Below are 18160 nucleotides of genomic sequence, written 5' to 3'. Positions count from 1 at the left end.
AGCTAAAATCGCGCTTGCCAGCCAGAGGTAACTTGATGTTCGGAGCACTTTGGGGAGGCTGCCCGCTGTCCTTTGTGCGACAGGATGGACCATCTTCGAATCCTCAATCTCCAGTAACAAGTTGAGCGGCTGGACCGCAAGGTTTCCAGACTACAGGCGCAAAGGGAGGGATAGTTGAGCCACGCAATGAACCTGCTTCCTCCTCAGTCTGTAGCGGCAAAGTCGTCGGGTTCTGTCCAAATGACGGCACCAACGTCCACCAGAGGCAGCCAACTCCTGCTGCCTCGATAGAGATAGCCGCCCGGTAAGGGATCCTTTGCCGGGCACGTTGCTTAGTGCTCCTGGCCGTCTGCTCGTGGGGTTCGGGATTTATCCTCCCTCGAACAATTTCGACGCTGCCCCTAGGCCACCGCCGCGTCGTCGCGTCCAGCCGTCCGTCCTCGGTTTAACCCAAGACGCTTCGTCCCTCTATCCTGACATTCGTTGGCGCAGGCCAGGCCACTGGGATCTCATCGGACCACCACGGGTGCTCAATACCTGACAAATAGCCATCAGAGATCCAGATGAGTATCTCGCCGTAATCAGTTCCTGCGTCTGAGACGACACTGGTGTTTATTGGTACCGGGCCGTTGCGTCGCCCACTTCTCGGCTGGCCCGGATTGACGACCAGGTCGATATGCATAGGCAGTCGGCCGACTACCGCTTCGGTGTGTTCAAGCTGCGCTATGAGGTTCGTGTCACCGAAAGCCTCAAGTATCTTCCGGCAGATTTCGTACTCGGTTGAGGCCAAGGCACGCCTGGTCTGTGGACTGCTCATGTAGTAACCATAGGGAGTTGGAGTTCACCGAAGAAGCCGCCGTGAACCGGAAAGTGACAAAGAATCCTGGCCATGTCCTCTCAAAAGCAGGAGGAAAACTGACCAAGTTTGCCTCGCAGCCTCCCCGAGTGCCGACTTGACCGGAAGGGGATCCCTTACCGGGCGAGTTTGGTTTGGGAAGACATAGGTGATTTCGTGCTGCCCATGATGACAGTTAGGGCCGTGAGTCACTTTCGGGATGAAGAGATGGGCTTCGAAGCCGTGGTGCTTGCCGATCAGGAGGCTCTTGCCCCCGCATGGCAGTTGGAATTCCAGCGTTCGTTGGATCCTGATGAGCAGGATGTGGCCCTAGGAATGGGCTCCTACTGCGTAACCCTGACCAACGGCGCGTGCGCCTATGGGTGTCTTTCGTCTGCCCTCGTCGAGGAGGGCAGACTGCGCGTGGTCTTCTTGGAGGATGGTGTCCAAAAATTGGGACTTGAATCACCAGAGTTGGAGCTGTCACTTGATCTTAGTGCCGATCAAATGGATGAATTGGTGACGGGGCTCCAGTCCGTTCTTGGCGGAGACGGCAATCCGCCGGTGCTCAATTGTTAGAGCGCCCGTAAGTGTTAGAGCGCCCGTAAGCCGATCCTCTACCGGGCGGGGCCAGGAATAGGCTTGTTCACACGATGACTATAAAAGCACTTCAACAACGGTGGAAAACAGCAGACGGTCGGACCCTGGCCGGAGAAGTGCTTCGATTCCTCCACGGTACGCGCAGCGGCTTACCCAAGGACGTCGGGGTACACGATGGACGGTGCGACCTAAGAGGGCTGGCGCTGCCCGCCCCGACGGTTGGCCCCACTCTTGCCGTCGGTGGTAACACGGCAACTGTAATGTCCGGCTTGCACGAATTCCGTGACGTTCACTGGCAGCAACTCGACCTGAGTTACGCCCAGCTATCCAGCCTCCGCTTCTTCGGCTCCGTGATTGTTGATTGTCTTTTTGATAACGCGATTTGTGCTGACTGGCGGCTTTGGGACAGCGAGGTCAGGGACAGTTCTTTTGTCAAAGCAGGGCTGCGGGACGCCGCACTGGGGACCTGGTACGAAGGCCGGGGCAACGCGTGGCGAAACATCAACTTTGACCGAGCGGACCTGCGAGGGTTACTAGCGTCGGGATGTTCGATCGTGCGCTCTACGTTCAAGGGCACAAAGTTGAAGGGGGCTGAATTTCATCAGGCGACGATTCAGCACTGCCAGTTCACCGGCGCACTGCAGGATGTTCTCTTTGACGGGCGGCAGATCCCTGGAAATGCCAAGCCCGGTGTCTTCCTGGATACAGACTTCAGCGGGGCTACTTTCCGCGACGTTGAGTTCCGGGGGTGCCACTTTGAAGCTGTCAAAATGCCGGAAGGCATCGACATCGTCCCCAATTTCCCAGGCGTAGCACGACGAGTTCTGGAATTGCTGGAGAACGACGAGTCCCTGGAAGCTCGTATGCTCAGGGCCGTGTTCGGCCTCGCCTTGAAGCTGCCCGGCGAGGATTCCTCCGTCGGGGTGTTCAACCGGGCGGACTACTTCAGTTGGGGAGGCGAGCCACTGGCAGCCCTGGCTGAGAGCCTAATCGGGCAAGCGCGTTAGCGAGTATGCTCCGAAGTGCCCGGGCGTACCGTGCGCCCGGGGCACCTTCTTCCGAGCTTGGGCATTCGCGGGACGGATGTCCATAAACCGATCCCTTTACGGGAAGCGCTAGATGAACAGAACTCTTGCTACGGTAACGGAATCATGAGCGTTTCAGAAAGACTCCAGCAAGCAGCCGATCGGTTCCTGGGCGGCGACGAGTCCGTGCGTGCTGCACAGGCGTTGGAAGGAGTTCTTATCGAGGAGTTTCTCAGCGACGACCGGACGGAAGAGTTGCTCTACGTTCTTTCGCTGTATTCGCCTGGAAGCGGTGTGCCGTACTCCGAGGCATCAGACGTTCGTCCTCTGGTTCTTTCAACACTGGAAAGTCTGGCCTAAAAGGGTTGATCTCAGACGACTGTGTTGGGGCACGGTAAGGGATCCCCAAACGGGCGCTTGAACGCCCGGTGGACCACCGCTAAATGGGACGATTTGAGAGGTCTTTGCAGAATGGGCCTAACCCGACGGTGCCGGTGTCGCCTTCGCGGGTCAGCTGCAACACACATCATCACAGACGCATGACCTCTTGGCCTTCAGTGAGGTAACGAATGGAGAAATGTGGAAGCCCGGCATCCGGCCTCCGGGAACTCCAAAGCCGGTGCGTAGAATCGAGGCCAAGACGAACGCAGCAGCTCGCCGGAGGTTTGGAGAAACAATGTCACAATGCCGGTGGTCGTCGTCAATACCCACGCGCACTATGACGACTTCTTCGGCAACGCCGTCTTCGCGGCAGATGGCGTTGCCGAATTCTGGGGCCACCAGAACTGCGCCAGGGAGATTGACGAGCGGGGGGACCTGCACATCTTCGGCTTGCCGTGCCCGGGCATGCCTGGCAGTCCATCCGCGACACCCCCGGCGATGCCACGAATGCAATCCCAGTGCTGCCCTAAGGCCCGGAGCAGTCCGGGCTGGTTCATCAAGCCCCTGCAGGAATCCCACCGGGACCACTAGGGTAATTGGAACGGGGCCCAGACGTGGCTGACAATGAAGTCCGGCGGGGCGGTTCCGGACTTCCGGCGGTGAAGCGTTCGCGCTTCCTCCTGCTGGCTGGTTTCGCTTTCGCCGTTATGGCGGACCCCGTGTCCTCGGTGGCCTATGCGGTGGAGGCGGCACTGCGGGCACTCCACGGCGACCTTGCGTTGCTGGTACCCACCATGAGCCTGGTAGTGGCGATCATCGCCCTGGTGGTGCTGAACTACCGGCAGCTGGTGATTCGCTACCCCAAGGGCGGCGGCGCCTCTGCCGCCGTCGGCGATGCTTTCGGGGACGGTTGGTCCTTCCTTCCGATCGGCGCGCTGGTGGTCGATTTCAGCCTCACCATTGCCATCAGCGTCTCCGCCGCGTCGTCGGCGGCAATTGCCTACGCTCCTACGCTGGCCCCGTGGCGCCTGCTGATCGCCCTGGTACTGGTGGCACTGGTGGGCGGGATGACCTTGTTCGGGAGCCTTGGCCGGCTGGTGTTCGCCGTCATGTGTTGCGCATTTATCGCTACGGCCGCAACTGTTCTCCTGTTCGCCTTTGGCGCCACGCCGTCCCCGTCCGGCACCGTGGGTGAGGACCCGGGCCACGCCCCGTTCATCGCCGTCGTCCTGGCCTTTCCCGTGGCGATGGCTCTGGCAACCGGCGTCGAGGCCCCGTCCACGGCGATCGCCGAGCTGGGCCAGCTGGACGACGACGGGCGCCGGCGTTTCGGGCAGATTACCCTTTGGCTCACCCTGGGCATCGTGGGGACAATTACCATGGGGATCGCGGCCCAAGCTGTGCGGCTGCAGGTGGGAATACCGGAGGGGAATAGCACCCAGATCGCCGAACTGGCCCGGGCAGCCGCCCCAGCCCCGGTGTTCGCAGCGTTCCAGCTGACCACAGCGCTCCTGCTGCTCTCCGCCGCGTCATCGTCATTCCAGGCCGGCCCAGGGCTGCTTAAGGCACTGGCTCCCCACGGGTCAGGTGCCGGGACATCTCCCGGCGTGCTCCCCGCCTGGCTGGGACGCACCAACTCCCACTTCATCCCCTACTGGGGCGTCCTCCTGTTCACCGTCCTGGCGGCAGGGCTGACGGCAGCGGCAGGCGGCGAGGACCAGACCCTTGTCCTGTTCTACGCCGTGGCAGTGTTCCTGAGTTTCCTGGCCGGACTGGCGGCCATGGCCTTTTTCTCCCACCGGGACGGCCGGACGGGCTACGTGGTCATGAACGGGGCGGGCGTCCTCATCGTGGCGTTCACCCTGGCGGTCAACCTCTTTCGGGGTCTGCCTTTGGTCAGCCTGGCCGCCGCCCTCGTCATCGCCGCCGTCCTTCACCGCTTATGGGTGAGGGCGGGCCGGCCCGAAGGTGTGCGAGGGCCCGGAAAGTTGCCCAACTGAGGTGCCCGGGCTGGGGCGGCGGGTCTTGAAAGGGGCCCCACGACGGCGCAAGGTTTATGAAATCCGAGCGTCGTGCACGGCAGACCCGGCATGGTGAGGGGGATCGTGATCAACAGCATGAAATTTCCTGCCCGTAAGCCGGTGGCTCTCCAGACGCTTCAAAGCGTCCGGTTAGGGATCCTTCACCGCACCTTTTTCGGATTGCGGGATTCTCATGCCAAGCGCCGTGTCCTCCAAAAATTCCGTACCAGAAGGTTCTGGCTCCGCCTATCCCTCGTCTCTGTGATGGCCCAGGATGGTACGCAGGGCTCATTGACTGTCGCTATGCGTGCAGAAGCGTGTCGTGCAGCGTCACGTGCTCGCCGACCATCACGATTAATTGACCGGCCAGTCCTTCCCAGTGGGACCAGACGCGGAACTCAATGACGCCGCGTTCGTCTCTGACGCTGATTTTCACCGCGGTCTCTCGCTCAAGAGCAAGCCGCACATCGTCACCGTTGAGCCATCGGACGCTCGCTGACCCAGCGATCTCATCCCAGGTCAGCTTGACGGTGTCCCCATCGTTCGCCCACGCGATCACTGATACCACCCACGGCTGATAAGACGGCTCGATCGCAATTCCGAGATCATTCAGGTCTTCCAGCCGCGGAACCTCAAGTTGCGCGCTCATAGCCTCATGCTGTCACATGCGCCCGCCAAAAAGATCAGGGCCAGCTGTACGCTGAGGGATCCCTTACCGTGCCCCAACACAGTCGTCTGAGATCAACCCTTTTAGGCCAGACTTTCGAGTGTTGAAAGAACCAGAGGACGAACGTCTGATGCCTCGGAGTACGGCACACCGCTTCCAGGCGAATACAGCGAAAGAACGTAGAGCAACTCTTCCGTCCGGTCGTCGCCGAGATACTCCTCGATAAGAACTCCTTCCAACGCCTGTGCAGCACGCACGGACTCGTCGCCGCCTAGGAACCGATCGGCTGCTTGCTGGAGTCTTTCTGAAACGCTCATGATGCCGTTACCGTAGCAAGAGTTCTATTCATCTGGCGCTTCCTGTAAGGGGATCCTCTACCGGGCATCCACCCGGTTAAGGCGAGCACGTCGTCGGCATGTTGGCCCTACAAGAATCAGAGGGAGAGCTCGCTCGGCCGAGGTGTCTAAGGCCAGCTCATTCCAGGAAAGTGTCCTTGTCCAGAGCCGCCACGGCATCGATTATCTCTTGAATTCCTGTATAACGGTTCGCAGTGGTCAAGTCCGTGCATTTTCGGACAAGAGCCCCCAGGTTGGCGCCGGCTACGTATGGGGCTTCCTTTCCGGTGAAAATGAAGGAGAGGATGAATCCCACCGAGTAGATCTCGTTGCTAAGCGTGTAGTCCTTAAAGCTGGTGAGAGTCGGGTCAAGGATGGTCCCTTTCATCTCAGTCCCTGTCCGGGTGAGCAAGGAACTTTGGGTTTTGTGCAGACCAAAGTCTGAGAGCTTCACCTGGACTACTCCTGCGTCGTAGGTCTTGACGAGTACGTTCGTGTAGCTCAGGTCTCTGTGGAGGACGTTTTTGTATGCGAGATAGCTGATGCCGTACAGGAACTGCTGTGCGATGCGTTGCCGCTTGCTGAAGTCGAACTTCGGGTTGCCATTGTTCATGAAGATGTATTTTCCGAGGGTGTAGTCGCAAAACTCCATGGCATAGCTGATTCTGGTTTCGTTGTATCCGTAGACCCCCAACACGTAAGGGGAGCTGAAGTCAGCTAGAACGTCATATTCAGCCTTGAACCTATCCAGCTCGTTCTGAGCGAGGTTCTTCTTGGCCACCTTCACAGCAACTGGCATCTTGTATTCAAGATCCTTGTACTTATAGACAAGCGCGTAGGAAGCCTCTCCCAGGGGTTTCAGTGGATAGTCTTTGCCGGACTTTTCGATGCGAACGGTGTCTGCCGCAACAGAAAGAATGGGCTCGTAGTCCTCAAGAGGTATCTCTTCGAAATCTGGCGGCATGGGGCTCCCCCCGCTAGGGGACAGAAAGGCGCGGCAGCGTTCGAGTGCATCTTCATAGGACTTTCTCAGGCTTACCTCAACGTCAACTCTTTTGAGGTTCGTCCTGAGTTGTCCCAAGGCACGCATGACTTCAAGAAGCTCCCGACTCTGTTCGGCGTTGTAGTGCCGTCCTCGCTCCCGTTTATGGTTCATGTAGCCGAGCAACGAGTTGAGCTGGTCATGGAAGTATGCAAAAGCCGGCCGCAGCTCTTCCCTTTGATCTTGGTAGTAGCGGGCGTAGCGGTCATCTAGGGATACGCCGAGTACTTGTTCTGAATGTCTTGAAAGACGTCTGCTGGCACTACCAAAGGTTTCCCCCAACGATGAGATGGCTATCTACCAATTCTCAGGCAATTGAGGCGATGCTTCGGACGCTGCTGGAGATAGGGATAACTAGCGGCTGCGTCCTTAAGCCGATCGGCTACCGTGCGGACGAAAGTGCAGCATTCGGCATGGTCATCCTGCCGGCCAACACCCAAGAGCCAGTATCCTCAAGTCGTGGACGAAGATTGGCGTTTGATGGGGCAGGAGCGTTACCTCGCTGGGCGCAGAATGCACTTCACTGCATGGACTCCATACCGGGAGGGCTGGGACCACGATCACTGCGATTTCTGCTCGACGGAGATATCAGATGACCGGACTGGGCACGCCGAGTACCACGAGGCCTGGGTAACTAACGATGATTCGTATACGTGGGTCTGCCCGAAGTGCTTTGATGACTTCCGAGAGAGATTCGCTTGGATGGTGGTCGAGCCTTGATTGTTCGGCCACCCCGGCGATGGAGGCAGTATGTTTGACCACCCCCACCGACGGATCATCGAACACGGACAAAGTATGTTTGCATTTAGGCATGACGTCCTCGGCATACCCTGACCCCAACTTGAGTCGTCAAGACTTGGCTGACTTTATTGATCAATTCAGGGATTCACTGAGACAAGATCCGGAGAGCTGGGAGAATAACGACCTCGAAAGCTTCCTGGAGGCGTTGTCCGCATGGACGCGCGAAATGGATGGTTACTTCATTAACCGGGGCGAGCCAGTGCCCGACATACCTTCCTGGCGGCTTATCGCCCAGATGCTACTCGCTGCCAGAGTGTATGAATAAGTAACTGCAATTTCGGCGCCGCCCATCTCACCTTCCCGATAGCCCCATGTCAGCGCCCGGTAAAGGATCCCATGCGGGCGCTTGAACGCTCGGTGGACACCATCACGGGCGGCCCGGAGCTATGTACGCCCACGGAAGGGCAGCGACGCATTTACCGAGAGAAAAGATGCGGGTATCCCGTGGTGCCACCTGATATTTGGCGCCTTATAGTCTGGGTATGAAGGCACCTTGGCGCAGCCTGGCAATTCTTGCATCGGCTGCATCTCTGGCTACTGTCGGGGCGTGCGCAGCTCCCGCGCCAACGCCTTCTACAACCTCGGCGTCCCTGCGCCTCGTGACCATCGATGCACACCAGACGATGGCCATGGACGCACAGTTTTGGGGCGAGCTGGTAGTGGATGAGGATGGTTGCGTTCAGGCGAAAAGTCCCGGAGATTCTTCCCTATACACCCTGGCATGGCCCCAGGGCTATACGGTCCGAGGAGATTCGGAGTCGTTCGACATCGTCGATGCAAGCAATAACGTTGTAGTGGGATCGGGATCTCAATTTTCAATCGGCGGCGGCCTTTGGGACTACCCACGGGATAACTGGACGGAACGCAGTTGCGCCAAAGGCAGTCTGTGGATAGTCGCAGACCCCCGGAGGTCTCACGGCTAGGGACAGGGGAAAACCCCGCGGAACGGTCATAGCTGGATCATAAGGAGTGTCCCGTCCTGAGTGTCTTTCAAGAACGCCCGTAAGCCGATCCCTGAACGGGCACCAGAGCGTCCGGTGATCTACCGGCTTACGGGCGCCACTTCTAGGGGTTGGCTGGCGGCTACGCTCGTAACCATGGGGAATGACTCTATACGGGCCGCGTATCGCGCCCGTGCCGCCGAGTACACACGCATTCTTGGTTCTGTTGAGGACATGCACGAGCTTGATCGGCAACGTATCAGGAGTTGGGCATCAAGTATCGACGGGCAACTGATTGATGCCGGGTGTGGGCCGGGCCATTGGACGAACTTCCTGCACCAACAAGGTGCGACGGTTGAAGGGCTCGATCTCGTTCCTGAATTTATCGAAAACGCCCGTATGCGCTTCCCCGACGTCCCTTTTCGCGTGGGGTCCATCCGCAACTTAGATGTAGCAGACGGATCATTGAACGGTGTGCTGGCGTGGTATTCCCTAATTCACGTCCCACCGGACGAATTGTCCCTGGTGCTAAGGGAGATTGCTCGTGCCCTTGCCCAGGGCGGGCAACTACTTGCTGGATTCTTCGAGGGTTCGCCTGGTGAGCCATTCCCACACGCTGTAACAACGGCGTACTACTGGTCCATCGAGCAGATGGCGCACCTGCTGAGTGAAGCCGGTTTCGACGTGCTCAAGGTAGAGACGCGACAAGACCCGGGCAAGCGAGCCCATGCCGCCTTAATCGCCGCTGCCCGCTAAAGGATCCTTCACCGGGCACAGTGAACTAGGGCAGGTCATGCCACGCCTGTTCGAATTCTGCCTCGGTAATGGCCCATGGCTGCCATTCGTCTAGCGGAGCCAGCGGCTCCTGAGCCAAAAGACCAAATTCGTCCTCTTCATGTTCAGGGTCATAACGAAGAGTCGGGCCAGAATCGTAAATCTCGATCTGGCGGGTCGGCCGGCCGTCGTTACCGACTTCGAAGTAATAAGTGGCGGGACCCCAAGAGGAATACTGGTCGCCTCGGGACTCGTTCCACGGCCTCCGGTAGTACCGAGTTGCCATGAGAGCAGTGTGCCCTATTTCCTGTCCCCAAAGCGTCCAGCTCTCAACCGGCCAAGTAAAGGATCCTTCAACGGACAGGGTTATGTGCGCCTTCTTAAGCGAAGATGCTACGTATGCACGATTCGATCCTCTCCGCCCAGATGCAGCTGACCGCCAGGTTCGGGGCTGTCCCTACACCACCGTTGCAGGGCGTAAAGGTGGGAGTCTCCAAAAATGTTCGGTCGCCGCATGTTTATCCACTCAACGGTCTGCGGCATCCAGCCGCGGCTGGGACCAGTGGCTGGTTCATCTGGCGCGGTGAAGACCTCGGAACGGCGGATGACTTCTTTGTTCCGTTGCACGTCGAGCATCTGACGACACGGTGTCCTGAAGTCGTTCCCTATCTCGCTTTGCCCGCGGGTTGGCGATTCCTCTTGGCACCTGGCTACGAAGATGTCTGGTTTGATGAGTCGTTGTTGAATGTTTGAGGGAAGCTGACCCGGACGGCTGAATCTCCAGTTCGGGATTCGCGTCCGGTCAGGGATCCTTCACCGAACGCCCATGACTTACCTTCCTCCACCTCCCTGGCTGAAGCTCGGTAGCAATGGGATGGCTAGGATTACTTCACGTCTTCGTAGCCGAAGTTTGGAAGTGAACTATGCAGCTGGAATTTGATCCTGAGGTACCTGTCGCGGAAGTCAGGCTGACGCTGTCCGTAGATGAGCTTGAAATTTTTTGGTCGTCTCTGCGTGAGACATTGGAAGCTCTCGACGAAAATGAGTTTCATACTCGTGTCGGCTTTCATCGGCAGGAAGTGCGCCGACTGCAGGGTGATCTAGCACGAGCGATGAACACTCTTCCCGATGTGCCAGAGTAAAAGACCCTGGCCATTTCGAGAGCATAGATAGGTTGAATCCGGTTAGAAGGGCTGCCTGTCTGGCCGGGGTCTCCAGATTCCCACTGGGTCAAAGCCAACTCCATAATCCGATGGACGTACGTCAGTCAGCCGATCGGCTTATGGCCGCTCTGAAGGGATCCAGTCGTCAATTAAGCACCGGCGGATTGCTGTCTCCGCCAAGAACGGACTGGAGCCCCCTCACCAATTCATGTACTTGATCGGCATCAAGATCAAGTGACAGCTCCAACTCTGGTGATTCAAGTCCCAATTTTTGGGCGCCATCCTCCATGAAGACCACGTGCAGTCTGCCCTCCTCGACGAGGGCAGACGAAAGGCACCCATAGGCGCAGGCGCCGTTGGTCAAGGTCACGCAGTAGGAGCCCATGCCTAGGGCCACATCCTGCTCATCGGGATCCAGCGAACGCTGGAATTCCAACTGCCATGCCGGGGCAAGATCCTGATCGGCAAGCACGACGGCTTCGAAGCCCATCTCTTCATCGCGAAAGTGACTAACGGCCCTAACTGTCATCATGGGCAACACGAAATCACCTATGTCCTCCCAAACCAAACTCGTCCGGTAAAGGATCGGCCTACGGAGCCAAAGTCAGCTGACGCTTCCATCGTAGAATCGCGATGTGGACGATAAGAAGCCGTTGTTATTGCGGGAAGCCATAGAGCTGGAGCGTCCAGGGGCTCTTTCCGCGTCGCGCAAAGCGTTGCTTGAACGCTGGCACTCCCTTCCGCCAGACAAAGGAACCGCACTCAGACTGGCATTTATCGAGTGGTGGGCTTGCAGCGAACCCGCTTTCCTGACCGGCCTACCTGACTACGACTACGACCTGTCCCTGTTCCCCGAGCTGGCTGCCTTCCTCACATCCGATGCCGAGATTGACACAACGGTTCGGTTTGTCTTGGGTTGGATGTCGAAGTCGTTCCCTTGGTGTTGCGGATGTGGTCCGTCGCCCTGGGAGTCGGTGGGTGAAAAGCTGTGGTCCGAGTTCGAGGCAAGCGGCGATCTGGACCTATCGGAGTTCTCGGATGATAGCGAGTATGGCGTTTACTTCACCCACATATATGCCTCAACTCAGCAGAAACGGTTGTCCGACGCTGGTGACTAATGCTGCCCGTTAGAGGATCCTTTACCGGGCAGCGTTGCGATCACGCGAGAAACAAGAAATTACTTGAAGGATTCGGGTACTGGACCCAGGAGAGGTTGTGCATCCGCAGGGTTGCGGTAGATCGACTCCCAGGGCAATCGTCCGGTGGAGTCACTCCAAATTGCTTGTAGGGCCTTTACTTGGCCGTAGACTTCTGCCACCGCTGTCAGTCCCGCGGTGTTTTCCACCGCGATGAAAGCGATGGGAGCTGGAGGTTCGGTGAGGTCTGTGGTGATGCTTCCTGGGATGAAGCGTTTACCTGCTTTTACCTCTTCACCCATGAGGTTCAGGAAGGCTTGGGCTACCTCGAACGGCAGGCCCTCCATAACGATCTCCGGATGCTTTAGGGCTGTAAGGCCAACGGTGTAGGAAAAGGCAGCCTGATCACCCGCGCCGACATGACGTACCGCCCACCCGTGCTCTTCGATCAACGACAGCAGTTGATTGAAGACGGGGTCATTGCTGTCCTTAAGTTTCACGGACTCAATCTAGCAACGCCGTGAAGCTCTGTCGCCAATCGTCAGCACTGTCCATCCTTTGCACGCCCGGATGGGCATCCCTGACCGTTCACTTCTTTTCGCTGCGACTCTTCCGCTGTGCCAGGTAGGTTGACTAAGCAAATATCATTCAAACAGACCGATAAGAGCCAGCGGCCGCGACCTCCGGCGCGCTTGTGCGATACGTTCAGCGTGAGTGTCGCGGGAGGTATACGATACTCCGCCGTCCTGAATCATCCTGAGCTTGCCTATGTGGCTGCACCCGGACGTCCTGCTGTCATCCCCTGAACGGCTGCACTGACTTCTCGACTTTCTCGCTGGCTTCGTCGTAGTGGTTCTGTTTCAACAAGCCCTCGACGGTGCGGACGATGCTGGCATCGGCGATCGGTGAACACCACACGCCCTTCAACGGGAGTAGGTCGTCCTTAATCTCGGAAGAAGTCATGACGTGAAGGACAGGGACGATTGATTTCCGGCCATGCTCGTAGTGAATAGGGTCGAAGTCCTCACTGAAATTGGTGGATATCCACCGCACCTCCCGTTCGTCCTGGAACGCCTCATGTTTCATCACGGATGCAAGGATGACCGCCTGCTTCCGAAGTTCGCTAACTACCGTCGAAACGTTGCTTTTGCCTGCTGCCAAGATGTCCGTAACAGCACTCTCGATGAACTCGTTAGCCAGCCGCCGTTTCTGGCTGTCCTTGTACTCGACCCGATACCAGCCACTGATGGGCGGAATACCGTTAGGGGCATGATCGTCGTGGCTTGTCTCCTCTACTTCCAGTCCGTCAGCAGACAACTCGACTGCAGTATCGATGCCTATGGCGAAACCATCACCATCGGCATAGTTTCTCCACAGTGTTAGGCTGTCTGGCTTTGCCGAGGCTGATATCAAATAAACCTCATTGATGATGTCGCTGAAATAGTCCTCATCGAGAACCTCACGCAGAACGGCGTTTACGGCCTCCCACTGGTCAGCGTCGTGACCATGGGAAGGAGCTTTCTTATGTGTTTTCCAGTGAGCTTCCTGTAAGAATTCGAACCCGTGCCTGATCTCCGTTGCATCATTGAGGTGTGCAGGATTGGAAGCCCATAGGCACTTGTTTCTGAGGATGGACATCAACGCATAGCCGTTGGTGTAGTGCCATACCGGACGGTTCCAGCGATAACGCAAACTCTCCGTTGTCGTCAAGAACTCCTGCGTTTTCCTGGCATAGCCAGCAAGCGCAGCGTTCCTTGCTAGTCTCCCAATGTCCCCCACGATGGCTGCCGCAAAGGGCTCAAACAACTTCTGCTGTTTTAGCTGAAGGTCACCGAACAGTCCCCATACCCCTTTCCCACCTCAGGTCATACCGGCAAGCACATCTCCGCCGACGCGGAGATGGTGGTACAAGCCGTTTGGGACTGACCAACCAACCAACTCCTGCCCTCTGTCCGCCGGCGCATCACGGCTGTTCGTGACGATTATTGCCCTCGCCCCATTTCCTCAGAATTGACACACACCTACTGGCGGGACACCCACCAACAGAGATTGGTGTGTTGGTTTCTACCCGTCTCAGCGGTGCCCGCAAGGGGATCCTTCAACGGGCACGATTGTCCACTGTCCGCTGTGCTCCGATGCTGCAGCTATGCTCAAGCCGTGAGCATCGTTGGAGGCACTGCGCAGGACCACTTTCGTTCGATGGTGCGCACGGAATTGGCGCCGGAGCTGCGTCGCCTTGGCTTCCGCGGAAGCGGAACACAGTTCGAGCTTCCGTCCGCCACTCATTGGTTATTACTGGGCATTCAGAGATCAACGTCCAGTACAGCGGATGAGGTGCGCTTCACGGTGAACCTTTCTGCAGTCGACCGCCAGGCTTGGAACACCAAGCGTGAGAGGGAGAAGTGGATGGGCGTGCAGCCGAGCGCAAACGTCTTGGGTCCTGTCACGACATCAAAGCGTTTGGGAATACTCGTATGGGGAACCGACACCTGGTTTGCTATCCAACCGAACCGATCCACTCAAGACGTCGCCCGTGAGGTCTTGGACGCCATTAGAGACAAGGGCATCTCCTGGTTACGCGCCCAGGAGTCTTCCAATGAGTCGCGCCCGTAGGGCGATGGTCTTAGGGGCGGCCGGGCCGGGTTCACTCACCCTGCTCATCTGTTCTGTGCGCAAGACTTCCATCTCGGCTTGAGCTCGGGTAGTAGCGCACGCAGGTACGCTTCGGCTTCGGCGTTCGTGGTTAGTGGTAAATCCATCTGAACCGCATAAGTTCCCCAACGTCCAGCGGGATCGGGCGGTATCACCACAACGAAATAGGAGGGCAGGCCCCTCTCCCAGATTAGCGTTGCAATGCCGCCGTCGGGTGCCCGGACCCATGCGTCCCCGCAGTCGTCGTAGCTCACGAACGTGCCCAGCGTGAAGCCGTCGACTGTCGCCTCGGGATATGCCTGGCGTTCCCCGAAATACGGTTTCAGGCGATCGATCGCCTCGTTGGCGTCCGTGACACCCTCCAGCCGAGCCCAGTTGATTTGTCGGGCATGCACCTCCGCCACGCCTTCCTTGGTTGGAACGATAAAGTGTCGAACTGCGGGATGCTCACTCTCGTCGCTAATGACCTCACCCGCCCAAGAAAGACCGGCCAGGCCGGCCCTGTACAGAGGATGATGATGTCGCCCCTCGTCGTTCGGCGGCCCGAAGCGGGCGTCCTCCACACCGCTCCAGAAGATCACAACCAAGCTTTCGTCGGCGTCATCTGGATGCGCCCGCAGCACCAGTGCGGCGAAGCGGTCCTCATCCGCCGCAAACTTCTCCTCGGGAGCGTTCGGCTCCCATTCAACGCCGGTGAGGATCGGGACAACGCGAATGGTCATGTCCTAATGCAAGCACACACCGGTGTCCGGTAAAGGATCCCTTACCGGGCGGCTATCTCTATCGAGGCTCCAGGAGTTGGCTGCCTCTGGTGGACGTTGGCGCCGTCATTTGGACAGAACCCGACGACATTGCCGCTACAGACTGAGGAGGAAGCAGGTTCATTGCGTGGCTCAACTGTCCCTCCCTTTTCGCCTGTAGTCTGGAAACCTTGCGGTCCAGCCGCTCAACTTGTTACTGGAGATTGAGGATTCGAAGATGGTCCATCCTGTCGCACAAAGGACAGCGGGCAGGCTCCCCAAGGTGCTCCGAACATCAAGTTACCTCTGGCTGGCAAGCGCGATTTTAGCTTGCATTCAGCCAGTCATCTTGATTGTCACGCGGGAGGCAAGCGTCATTGTAGTGCTCGTTGGCGGTCTGGTCCTCCTTCTATTTACGGTTATTCAAATCCGGGCAGCATTGGGACTCCTTCGAGGTCAACGCTGGGCGAGGGTGGTTCTTTCTATCTTGGCTATTTTGGCTCTCGGAGGAGTTTTCAATAACGCACTGACGCCTCTCTCAGTAGCGGTCCTGATCTTGACGGTTGCCGGTTCTGTGCTGATGTGGATGCCAGCATCCAGCGGATACATCCGACAGTGTGGCCCAGCCGGCGATCAAGCGCCTCCTCGCGAGCCCCAGCTCTAGAGCCCGTAGAGCGGTGCCTTCCTTCCTCCGCTGGCCTCAATGTCCGGTAAGGGATCCTCTATAGGGCATGAAAGATCGTTACCCTGACGGCACCTGGTTCCATTCGCTCGTAGGGAGGACAACGACGACGTAGCTTGACGGGAACTTGGAGACTGGGGTGGTGCCCGTGCACGACTTCGCCAGCCGGGGATGGGACTGCCAGGGGGAGAGCCTTTCCCAATTTTGCGGCTTGGCTCCATTCGGCAATCGATGAAATGCTCGAATTCCGATGAAGAAGCGGTTCTGGTTTGTAGTAGTCTTCCCAGAATCCGGGGACGAGTTACCAGTTCAACGAATGAACTCACCATCTGCCACGACGAAAGCGAGACTTTGTGGGCCTCTTCAAAAAGAAATCCTCCCGGCAAGAAGCGGCCGATGAGGATCTGACCTTCTTCACAGTCTCTGAAGCTCAAGAGTTTCGGACGATGGCGCGCGAAGTCTTCGCCGAGCTGGGTTACGAGGTGCAGATTCACTCGGACCACGCCACTGATGCTGCTGGACGCGGCTATGGATTCTGGAACGTTGCCGCGTCGTGTCACAACGGACCGGAGTCTCAGTGGCGCGACATCATCCGCCTACATCTTCAGCGGGTTTTGGCGAGCTTCGAGGCGGCCGATCATTTTGACGAGTTCACACCGGACGAGGTGTCCCGCCGGACGTATGCGCGTCTTTATGACGAAGCAAGCATTCAAACCTCGACCACTACCCTCACAGCCAGTTCGCTCCAGGTGTTGTCGAAATGCTGGCACTCGACCTTCCGGACACAGTGGCTGTATTCAATCGGGATCATGCGACCACGTTCGGCGGCTGGGAGGCCCTCCGCGCACAGGGCATTGCTAACCTTCGCGCCCTCAACGACGAGCAGATCCATACTGTTCCAACGCAGGGCGACGGCTCGTTCACAGCATTGCTAGGCGATTCCGTGTACACGGCGGGGAAGGCCATTCTGCTGCCCGGGTTTGCTGCCGAACTCACCGGACAATACCCAAGCAAGGACCTTGGTTGGCTGATGAGCGTTCCGAACCGTCATCAGCTGGTGTGGCACTTCATCGAAGGGGAAAGCGTAATTGCAGCGCTCGATGGCATGGTCCGGTTCACGGCCTTGGGATACGGCGATGCCCCTGGTCCGGTGAGTCCTCATGTCTATTGGTGGAACGGCACAGGCTACGAGCAATTGACTCAGCTCGATGAGGACGCCAACCTATCCATCCACGTCAGCCCTGAATTCCAGGCCGTCATCGAAGCGGCGATGTCCGCAACGGATAGTCCCTGAATTCAGTACAAGGTGATCCATCAAGATGCCCGGTAAGGGATCCTCCAAAGGGCACCCAGCTGGCCTAACTAAAGCGCGCTTTTGGAACCAAGAAATCGGGTTGACCAGGCCCGGCTGACCCACCGGCGGTATTTTGGTGACGGAAGAAGGTTGGTTTCACCGTTCTAGCTGGTCAGGCTCAAAGGAGTTGCAGAGATGGATGAACGTCAGAAGCTGACTGTTCCCGATCTGGTTGGGCAGCCTGTGCACATCGCCCAAGAGATGGCGGCGAACATTGGGTTTGGTCTCGCAGCCGGGGATCCTGACGGGCCGGGGCTCCGTTCGCGTACGTGGCCAGGGCTGTTCTGGGTGACCTCCCAAGATCCGTCCGCCGGGTCGGTCCTTGAGCGGGGGAGCCAAATTAGGATTACTTTCGTTCAGGACGGTCAAGCCCGAAGCGACGTGCCGGAGCAGACGGGCGGGCCGCCCCCCTCACTTAAGAGTCATGCGGAGGCTGAGAAGGACGAGTGAGCGATGTCCGGTGAGGGATCCTCTACCGAACGCAGGAGCGTCCGTCGAGCCACCGGCTTTAGGGGCAGAGTGCGCGAAAGGGGGTTTCGGTCTCGAAGTTTCAGCAGAGCTACCCCTTTTGTCGGTAGGGGGCTGTGCAAGAATTCGGGACATGAACGATCCACGAAACCGCATTCTTCCAATTCTGCGCCACGATGAGCGGCTGCTGTGGGTTGGACAGCCCGACCCTAAGGTTCGCTTCACCGGGGCTGATGCGTTCCTCGTGCCGTTCAGTGTTCTTTGGGGTGGGTTCGCGATCGTTTGGGAAGTCATGGCCGTTACGACTGTTAGGCAGCCATTGTTCATTATCTGGGGCATACCGTTCGTGCTTGTGGGGCCCTATTTTATCTTCGGTCGTTTCATCTTCAAGAAACCGCGTTGACTCATTGAAAACCTCCGCGTAGCCGGATACGTTGCCTCATTTGAAAACCTCCGCGTAACGGCGTGGTTCGCAAGTGTGGCGGCGGTTCGGGGCTATGCCCGTTTTCATGGAGCTAACGATGGCCCAGCGGCAAGCTGTGA

At 58.0% G+C, this 18160-nt stretch carries 22 protein-coding genes and 1 pseudogene; 14 read left to right on the top strand and 9 right to left on the bottom strand.

What is annotated here, in order from left to right:
- Nucleotides 1-445 precede the first annotated feature (445 nt).
- Nucleotides 446-817 (bottom strand): hypothetical protein, encoded by a 372-nt coding sequence (locus AC1DCM_RS26075; RefSeq protein ID WP_477520257.1) that lies wholly within the window; start codon nucleotides 815-817, stop codon nucleotides 446-448.
- Nucleotides 818-1063: 246 nt separating this feature from the next.
- Between AC1DCM_RS26075 and AC1DCM_RS26070 the strand changes: the two genes are divergently transcribed.
- The 5 genes and pseudogenes from AC1DCM_RS26070 (at nucleotide 1064) to AC1DCM_RS26050 (ending at nucleotide 4841) form a co-directional block, all read left to right on the top strand.
- Nucleotides 1064-1414, top strand: a complete 351-nt coding sequence (locus tag AC1DCM_RS26070; protein ID WP_477520256.1) for an Imm10 family immunity protein — start codon at nucleotides 1064-1066, stop codon at nucleotides 1412-1414.
- Nucleotides 1415-1695: 281 nt separating this feature from the next.
- Complete coding sequence (locus tag AC1DCM_RS26065) at nucleotides 1696-2442, top strand: pentapeptide repeat-containing protein (RefSeq protein WP_477520255.1); 747 nt, start codon at nucleotides 1696-1698, stop codon at nucleotides 2440-2442.
- Nucleotides 2443-2586: 144 nt separating this feature from the next.
- Nucleotides 2587-2820, top strand: a complete 234-nt coding sequence (locus tag AC1DCM_RS26060) for a hypothetical protein (RefSeq protein WP_477520254.1) — start codon at nucleotides 2587-2589, stop codon at nucleotides 2818-2820.
- Between the two features lie 327 nt (nucleotides 2821-3147).
- Nucleotides 3148-3276 (top strand): annotated as a pseudogene (locus AC1DCM_RS26055) (MBL fold metallo-hydrolase); the annotation flags it as partial.
- Nucleotides 3277-3455: 179 nt separating this feature from the next.
- Complete coding sequence (locus AC1DCM_RS26050) at nucleotides 3456-4841, top strand: APC family permease (RefSeq protein WP_477520253.1); 1386 nt, start codon at nucleotides 3456-3458, stop codon at nucleotides 4839-4841.
- A 322-nt stretch (nucleotides 4842-5163) separates the two neighbouring features.
- Here the strand turns inward: AC1DCM_RS26050 and AC1DCM_RS26045 are convergent, their stop codons facing one another.
- The 3 genes from AC1DCM_RS26045 to AC1DCM_RS26035 all read right to left on the bottom strand — a co-directional run bounded on the left by AC1DCM_RS26045 (nucleotide 5164) and on the right by AC1DCM_RS26035 (nucleotide 7188).
- Complete coding sequence (locus tag AC1DCM_RS26045; RefSeq protein ID WP_477520252.1) at nucleotides 5164-5511, bottom strand: hypothetical protein; 348 nt, start codon at nucleotides 5509-5511, stop codon at nucleotides 5164-5166.
- Between the two features lie 101 nt (nucleotides 5512-5612).
- On the bottom strand, nucleotides 5613-5846 hold the full coding sequence (locus AC1DCM_RS26040; protein ID WP_477520251.1) for a hypothetical protein: 234 nt from the start codon (nucleotides 5844-5846) through the stop codon (nucleotides 5613-5615).
- 157 nt (nucleotides 5847-6003) lie between these two features.
- A complete protein-coding gene (locus AC1DCM_RS26035; RefSeq protein ID WP_477520250.1) occupies nucleotides 6004-7188 on the bottom strand; it encodes a protein kinase family protein in 1185 nt (394 codons plus the stop codon).
- Nucleotides 7189-7546: 358 nt separating this feature from the next.
- On the opposite strand from AC1DCM_RS26035, the gene AC1DCM_RS26030 reads away from it, so the two are divergent.
- Both AC1DCM_RS26030 and AC1DCM_RS26025 read left to right on the top strand, forming a co-directional pair.
- Entirely contained in the window at nucleotides 7547-7972 is a 426-nt protein-coding gene (locus AC1DCM_RS26030; protein WP_477520249.1) for a DUF7660 family protein, read from the top strand.
- Nucleotides 7973-8690: 718 nt separating this feature from the next.
- A complete protein-coding gene (locus tag AC1DCM_RS26025; protein ID WP_477520248.1) occupies nucleotides 8691-9404 on the top strand; it encodes a class I SAM-dependent methyltransferase in 714 nt (237 codons plus the stop codon).
- A 25-nt stretch (nucleotides 9405-9429) separates the two neighbouring features.
- On the opposite strand, the gene AC1DCM_RS26020 is transcribed toward AC1DCM_RS26025, so the two are convergent.
- Nucleotides 9430-9708, bottom strand: coding sequence for a hypothetical protein (locus tag AC1DCM_RS26020; RefSeq protein ID WP_477520247.1), 279 nt, complete (start codon nucleotides 9706-9708; stop codon nucleotides 9430-9432).
- Between the two features lie 113 nt (nucleotides 9709-9821).
- Between AC1DCM_RS26020 and AC1DCM_RS26015 the strand changes: the two genes are divergently transcribed.
- Both AC1DCM_RS26015 and AC1DCM_RS26010 read left to right on the top strand, forming a co-directional pair.
- Nucleotides 9822-10175 (top strand): immunity protein Imm33 domain-containing protein, encoded by a 354-nt coding sequence (locus tag AC1DCM_RS26015; RefSeq protein WP_442004440.1) that lies wholly within the window; start codon nucleotides 9822-9824, stop codon nucleotides 10173-10175.
- 170 nt (nucleotides 10176-10345) lie between these two features.
- Complete coding sequence (locus AC1DCM_RS26010) at nucleotides 10346-10564, top strand: hypothetical protein (protein ID WP_477520246.1); 219 nt, start codon at nucleotides 10346-10348, stop codon at nucleotides 10562-10564.
- Nucleotides 10565-10730: 166 nt separating this feature from the next.
- Here AC1DCM_RS26010 and AC1DCM_RS26005 read toward each other — a convergent pair whose 3' ends face one another.
- The gene (locus AC1DCM_RS26005; RefSeq protein WP_477520245.1) at nucleotides 10731-11117 is read right to left on the bottom strand and encodes an Imm10 family immunity protein; all 387 of its coding nucleotides are present in this window, start codon (nucleotides 11115-11117) and stop codon (nucleotides 10731-10733) included.
- A 103-nt stretch (nucleotides 11118-11220) separates the two neighbouring features.
- Here AC1DCM_RS26005 and AC1DCM_RS26000 point away from each other — a divergent pair, with 103 nt between their 5' ends.
- Nucleotides 11221-11703 carry a hypothetical protein gene (locus AC1DCM_RS26000; protein WP_477520244.1) on the top strand — a complete coding sequence of 161 codons (483 nt, stop codon included), beginning with the start codon at nucleotides 11221-11223 and terminating at the stop codon, nucleotides 11701-11703.
- A gap of 59 nt (nucleotides 11704-11762) precedes the next feature.
- Here the strand turns inward: AC1DCM_RS26000 and AC1DCM_RS25995 are convergent, their stop codons facing one another.
- Nucleotides 11763-12221, bottom strand: coding sequence for a DUF4262 domain-containing protein (locus AC1DCM_RS25995; protein ID WP_477520243.1), 459 nt, complete (start codon nucleotides 12219-12221; stop codon nucleotides 11763-11765).
- 295 nt (nucleotides 12222-12516) lie between these two features.
- The gene (locus AC1DCM_RS25990) at nucleotides 12517-13527 is read right to left on the bottom strand and encodes a DUF2971 domain-containing protein (RefSeq protein ID WP_477520242.1); all 1011 of its coding nucleotides are present in this window, start codon (nucleotides 13525-13527) and stop codon (nucleotides 12517-12519) included.
- Between the two features lie 351 nt (nucleotides 13528-13878).
- On the opposite strand from AC1DCM_RS25990, the gene AC1DCM_RS25985 reads away from it, so the two are divergent.
- A complete protein-coding gene (locus AC1DCM_RS25985) occupies nucleotides 13879-14334 on the top strand; it encodes a DUF4304 domain-containing protein (RefSeq protein ID WP_442004427.1) in 456 nt (151 codons plus the stop codon).
- Nucleotides 14335-14378: 44 nt separating this feature from the next.
- Here the strand turns inward: AC1DCM_RS25985 and AC1DCM_RS25980 are convergent, their stop codons facing one another.
- On the bottom strand, nucleotides 14379-15095 hold the full coding sequence (locus tag AC1DCM_RS25980) for a hypothetical protein (protein ID WP_477520241.1): 717 nt from the start codon (nucleotides 15093-15095) through the stop codon (nucleotides 14379-14381).
- Between the two features lie 1460 nt (nucleotides 15096-16555).
- On the opposite strand from AC1DCM_RS25980, the gene AC1DCM_RS25975 reads away from it, so the two are divergent.
- The 3 genes from AC1DCM_RS25975 to AC1DCM_RS25965 all read left to right on the top strand — a co-directional run bounded on the left by AC1DCM_RS25975 (nucleotide 16556) and on the right by AC1DCM_RS25965 (nucleotide 18020).
- On the top strand, nucleotides 16556-17089 hold the full coding sequence (locus tag AC1DCM_RS25975; RefSeq protein WP_477520240.1) for a hypothetical protein: 534 nt from the start codon (nucleotides 16556-16558) through the stop codon (nucleotides 17087-17089).
- Between the two features lie 195 nt (nucleotides 17090-17284).
- Entirely contained in the window at nucleotides 17285-17599 is a 315-nt protein-coding gene (locus AC1DCM_RS25970; protein ID WP_477520239.1) for a PASTA domain-containing protein, read from the top strand.
- Between the two features lie 151 nt (nucleotides 17600-17750).
- Nucleotides 17751-18020 carry a hypothetical protein gene (locus tag AC1DCM_RS25965; protein WP_477520238.1) on the top strand — a complete coding sequence of 90 codons (270 nt, stop codon included), beginning with the start codon at nucleotides 17751-17753 and terminating at the stop codon, nucleotides 18018-18020.
- Nucleotides 18021-18160: the final 140 nt, after the last annotated feature.

The organism is Paenarthrobacter sp. 10N417 (assembly GCF_056394745.1).
Note: the sequence above shows the minus strand (reverse complement) of the source record. Positions and strands in the feature narration are given on the sequence as shown.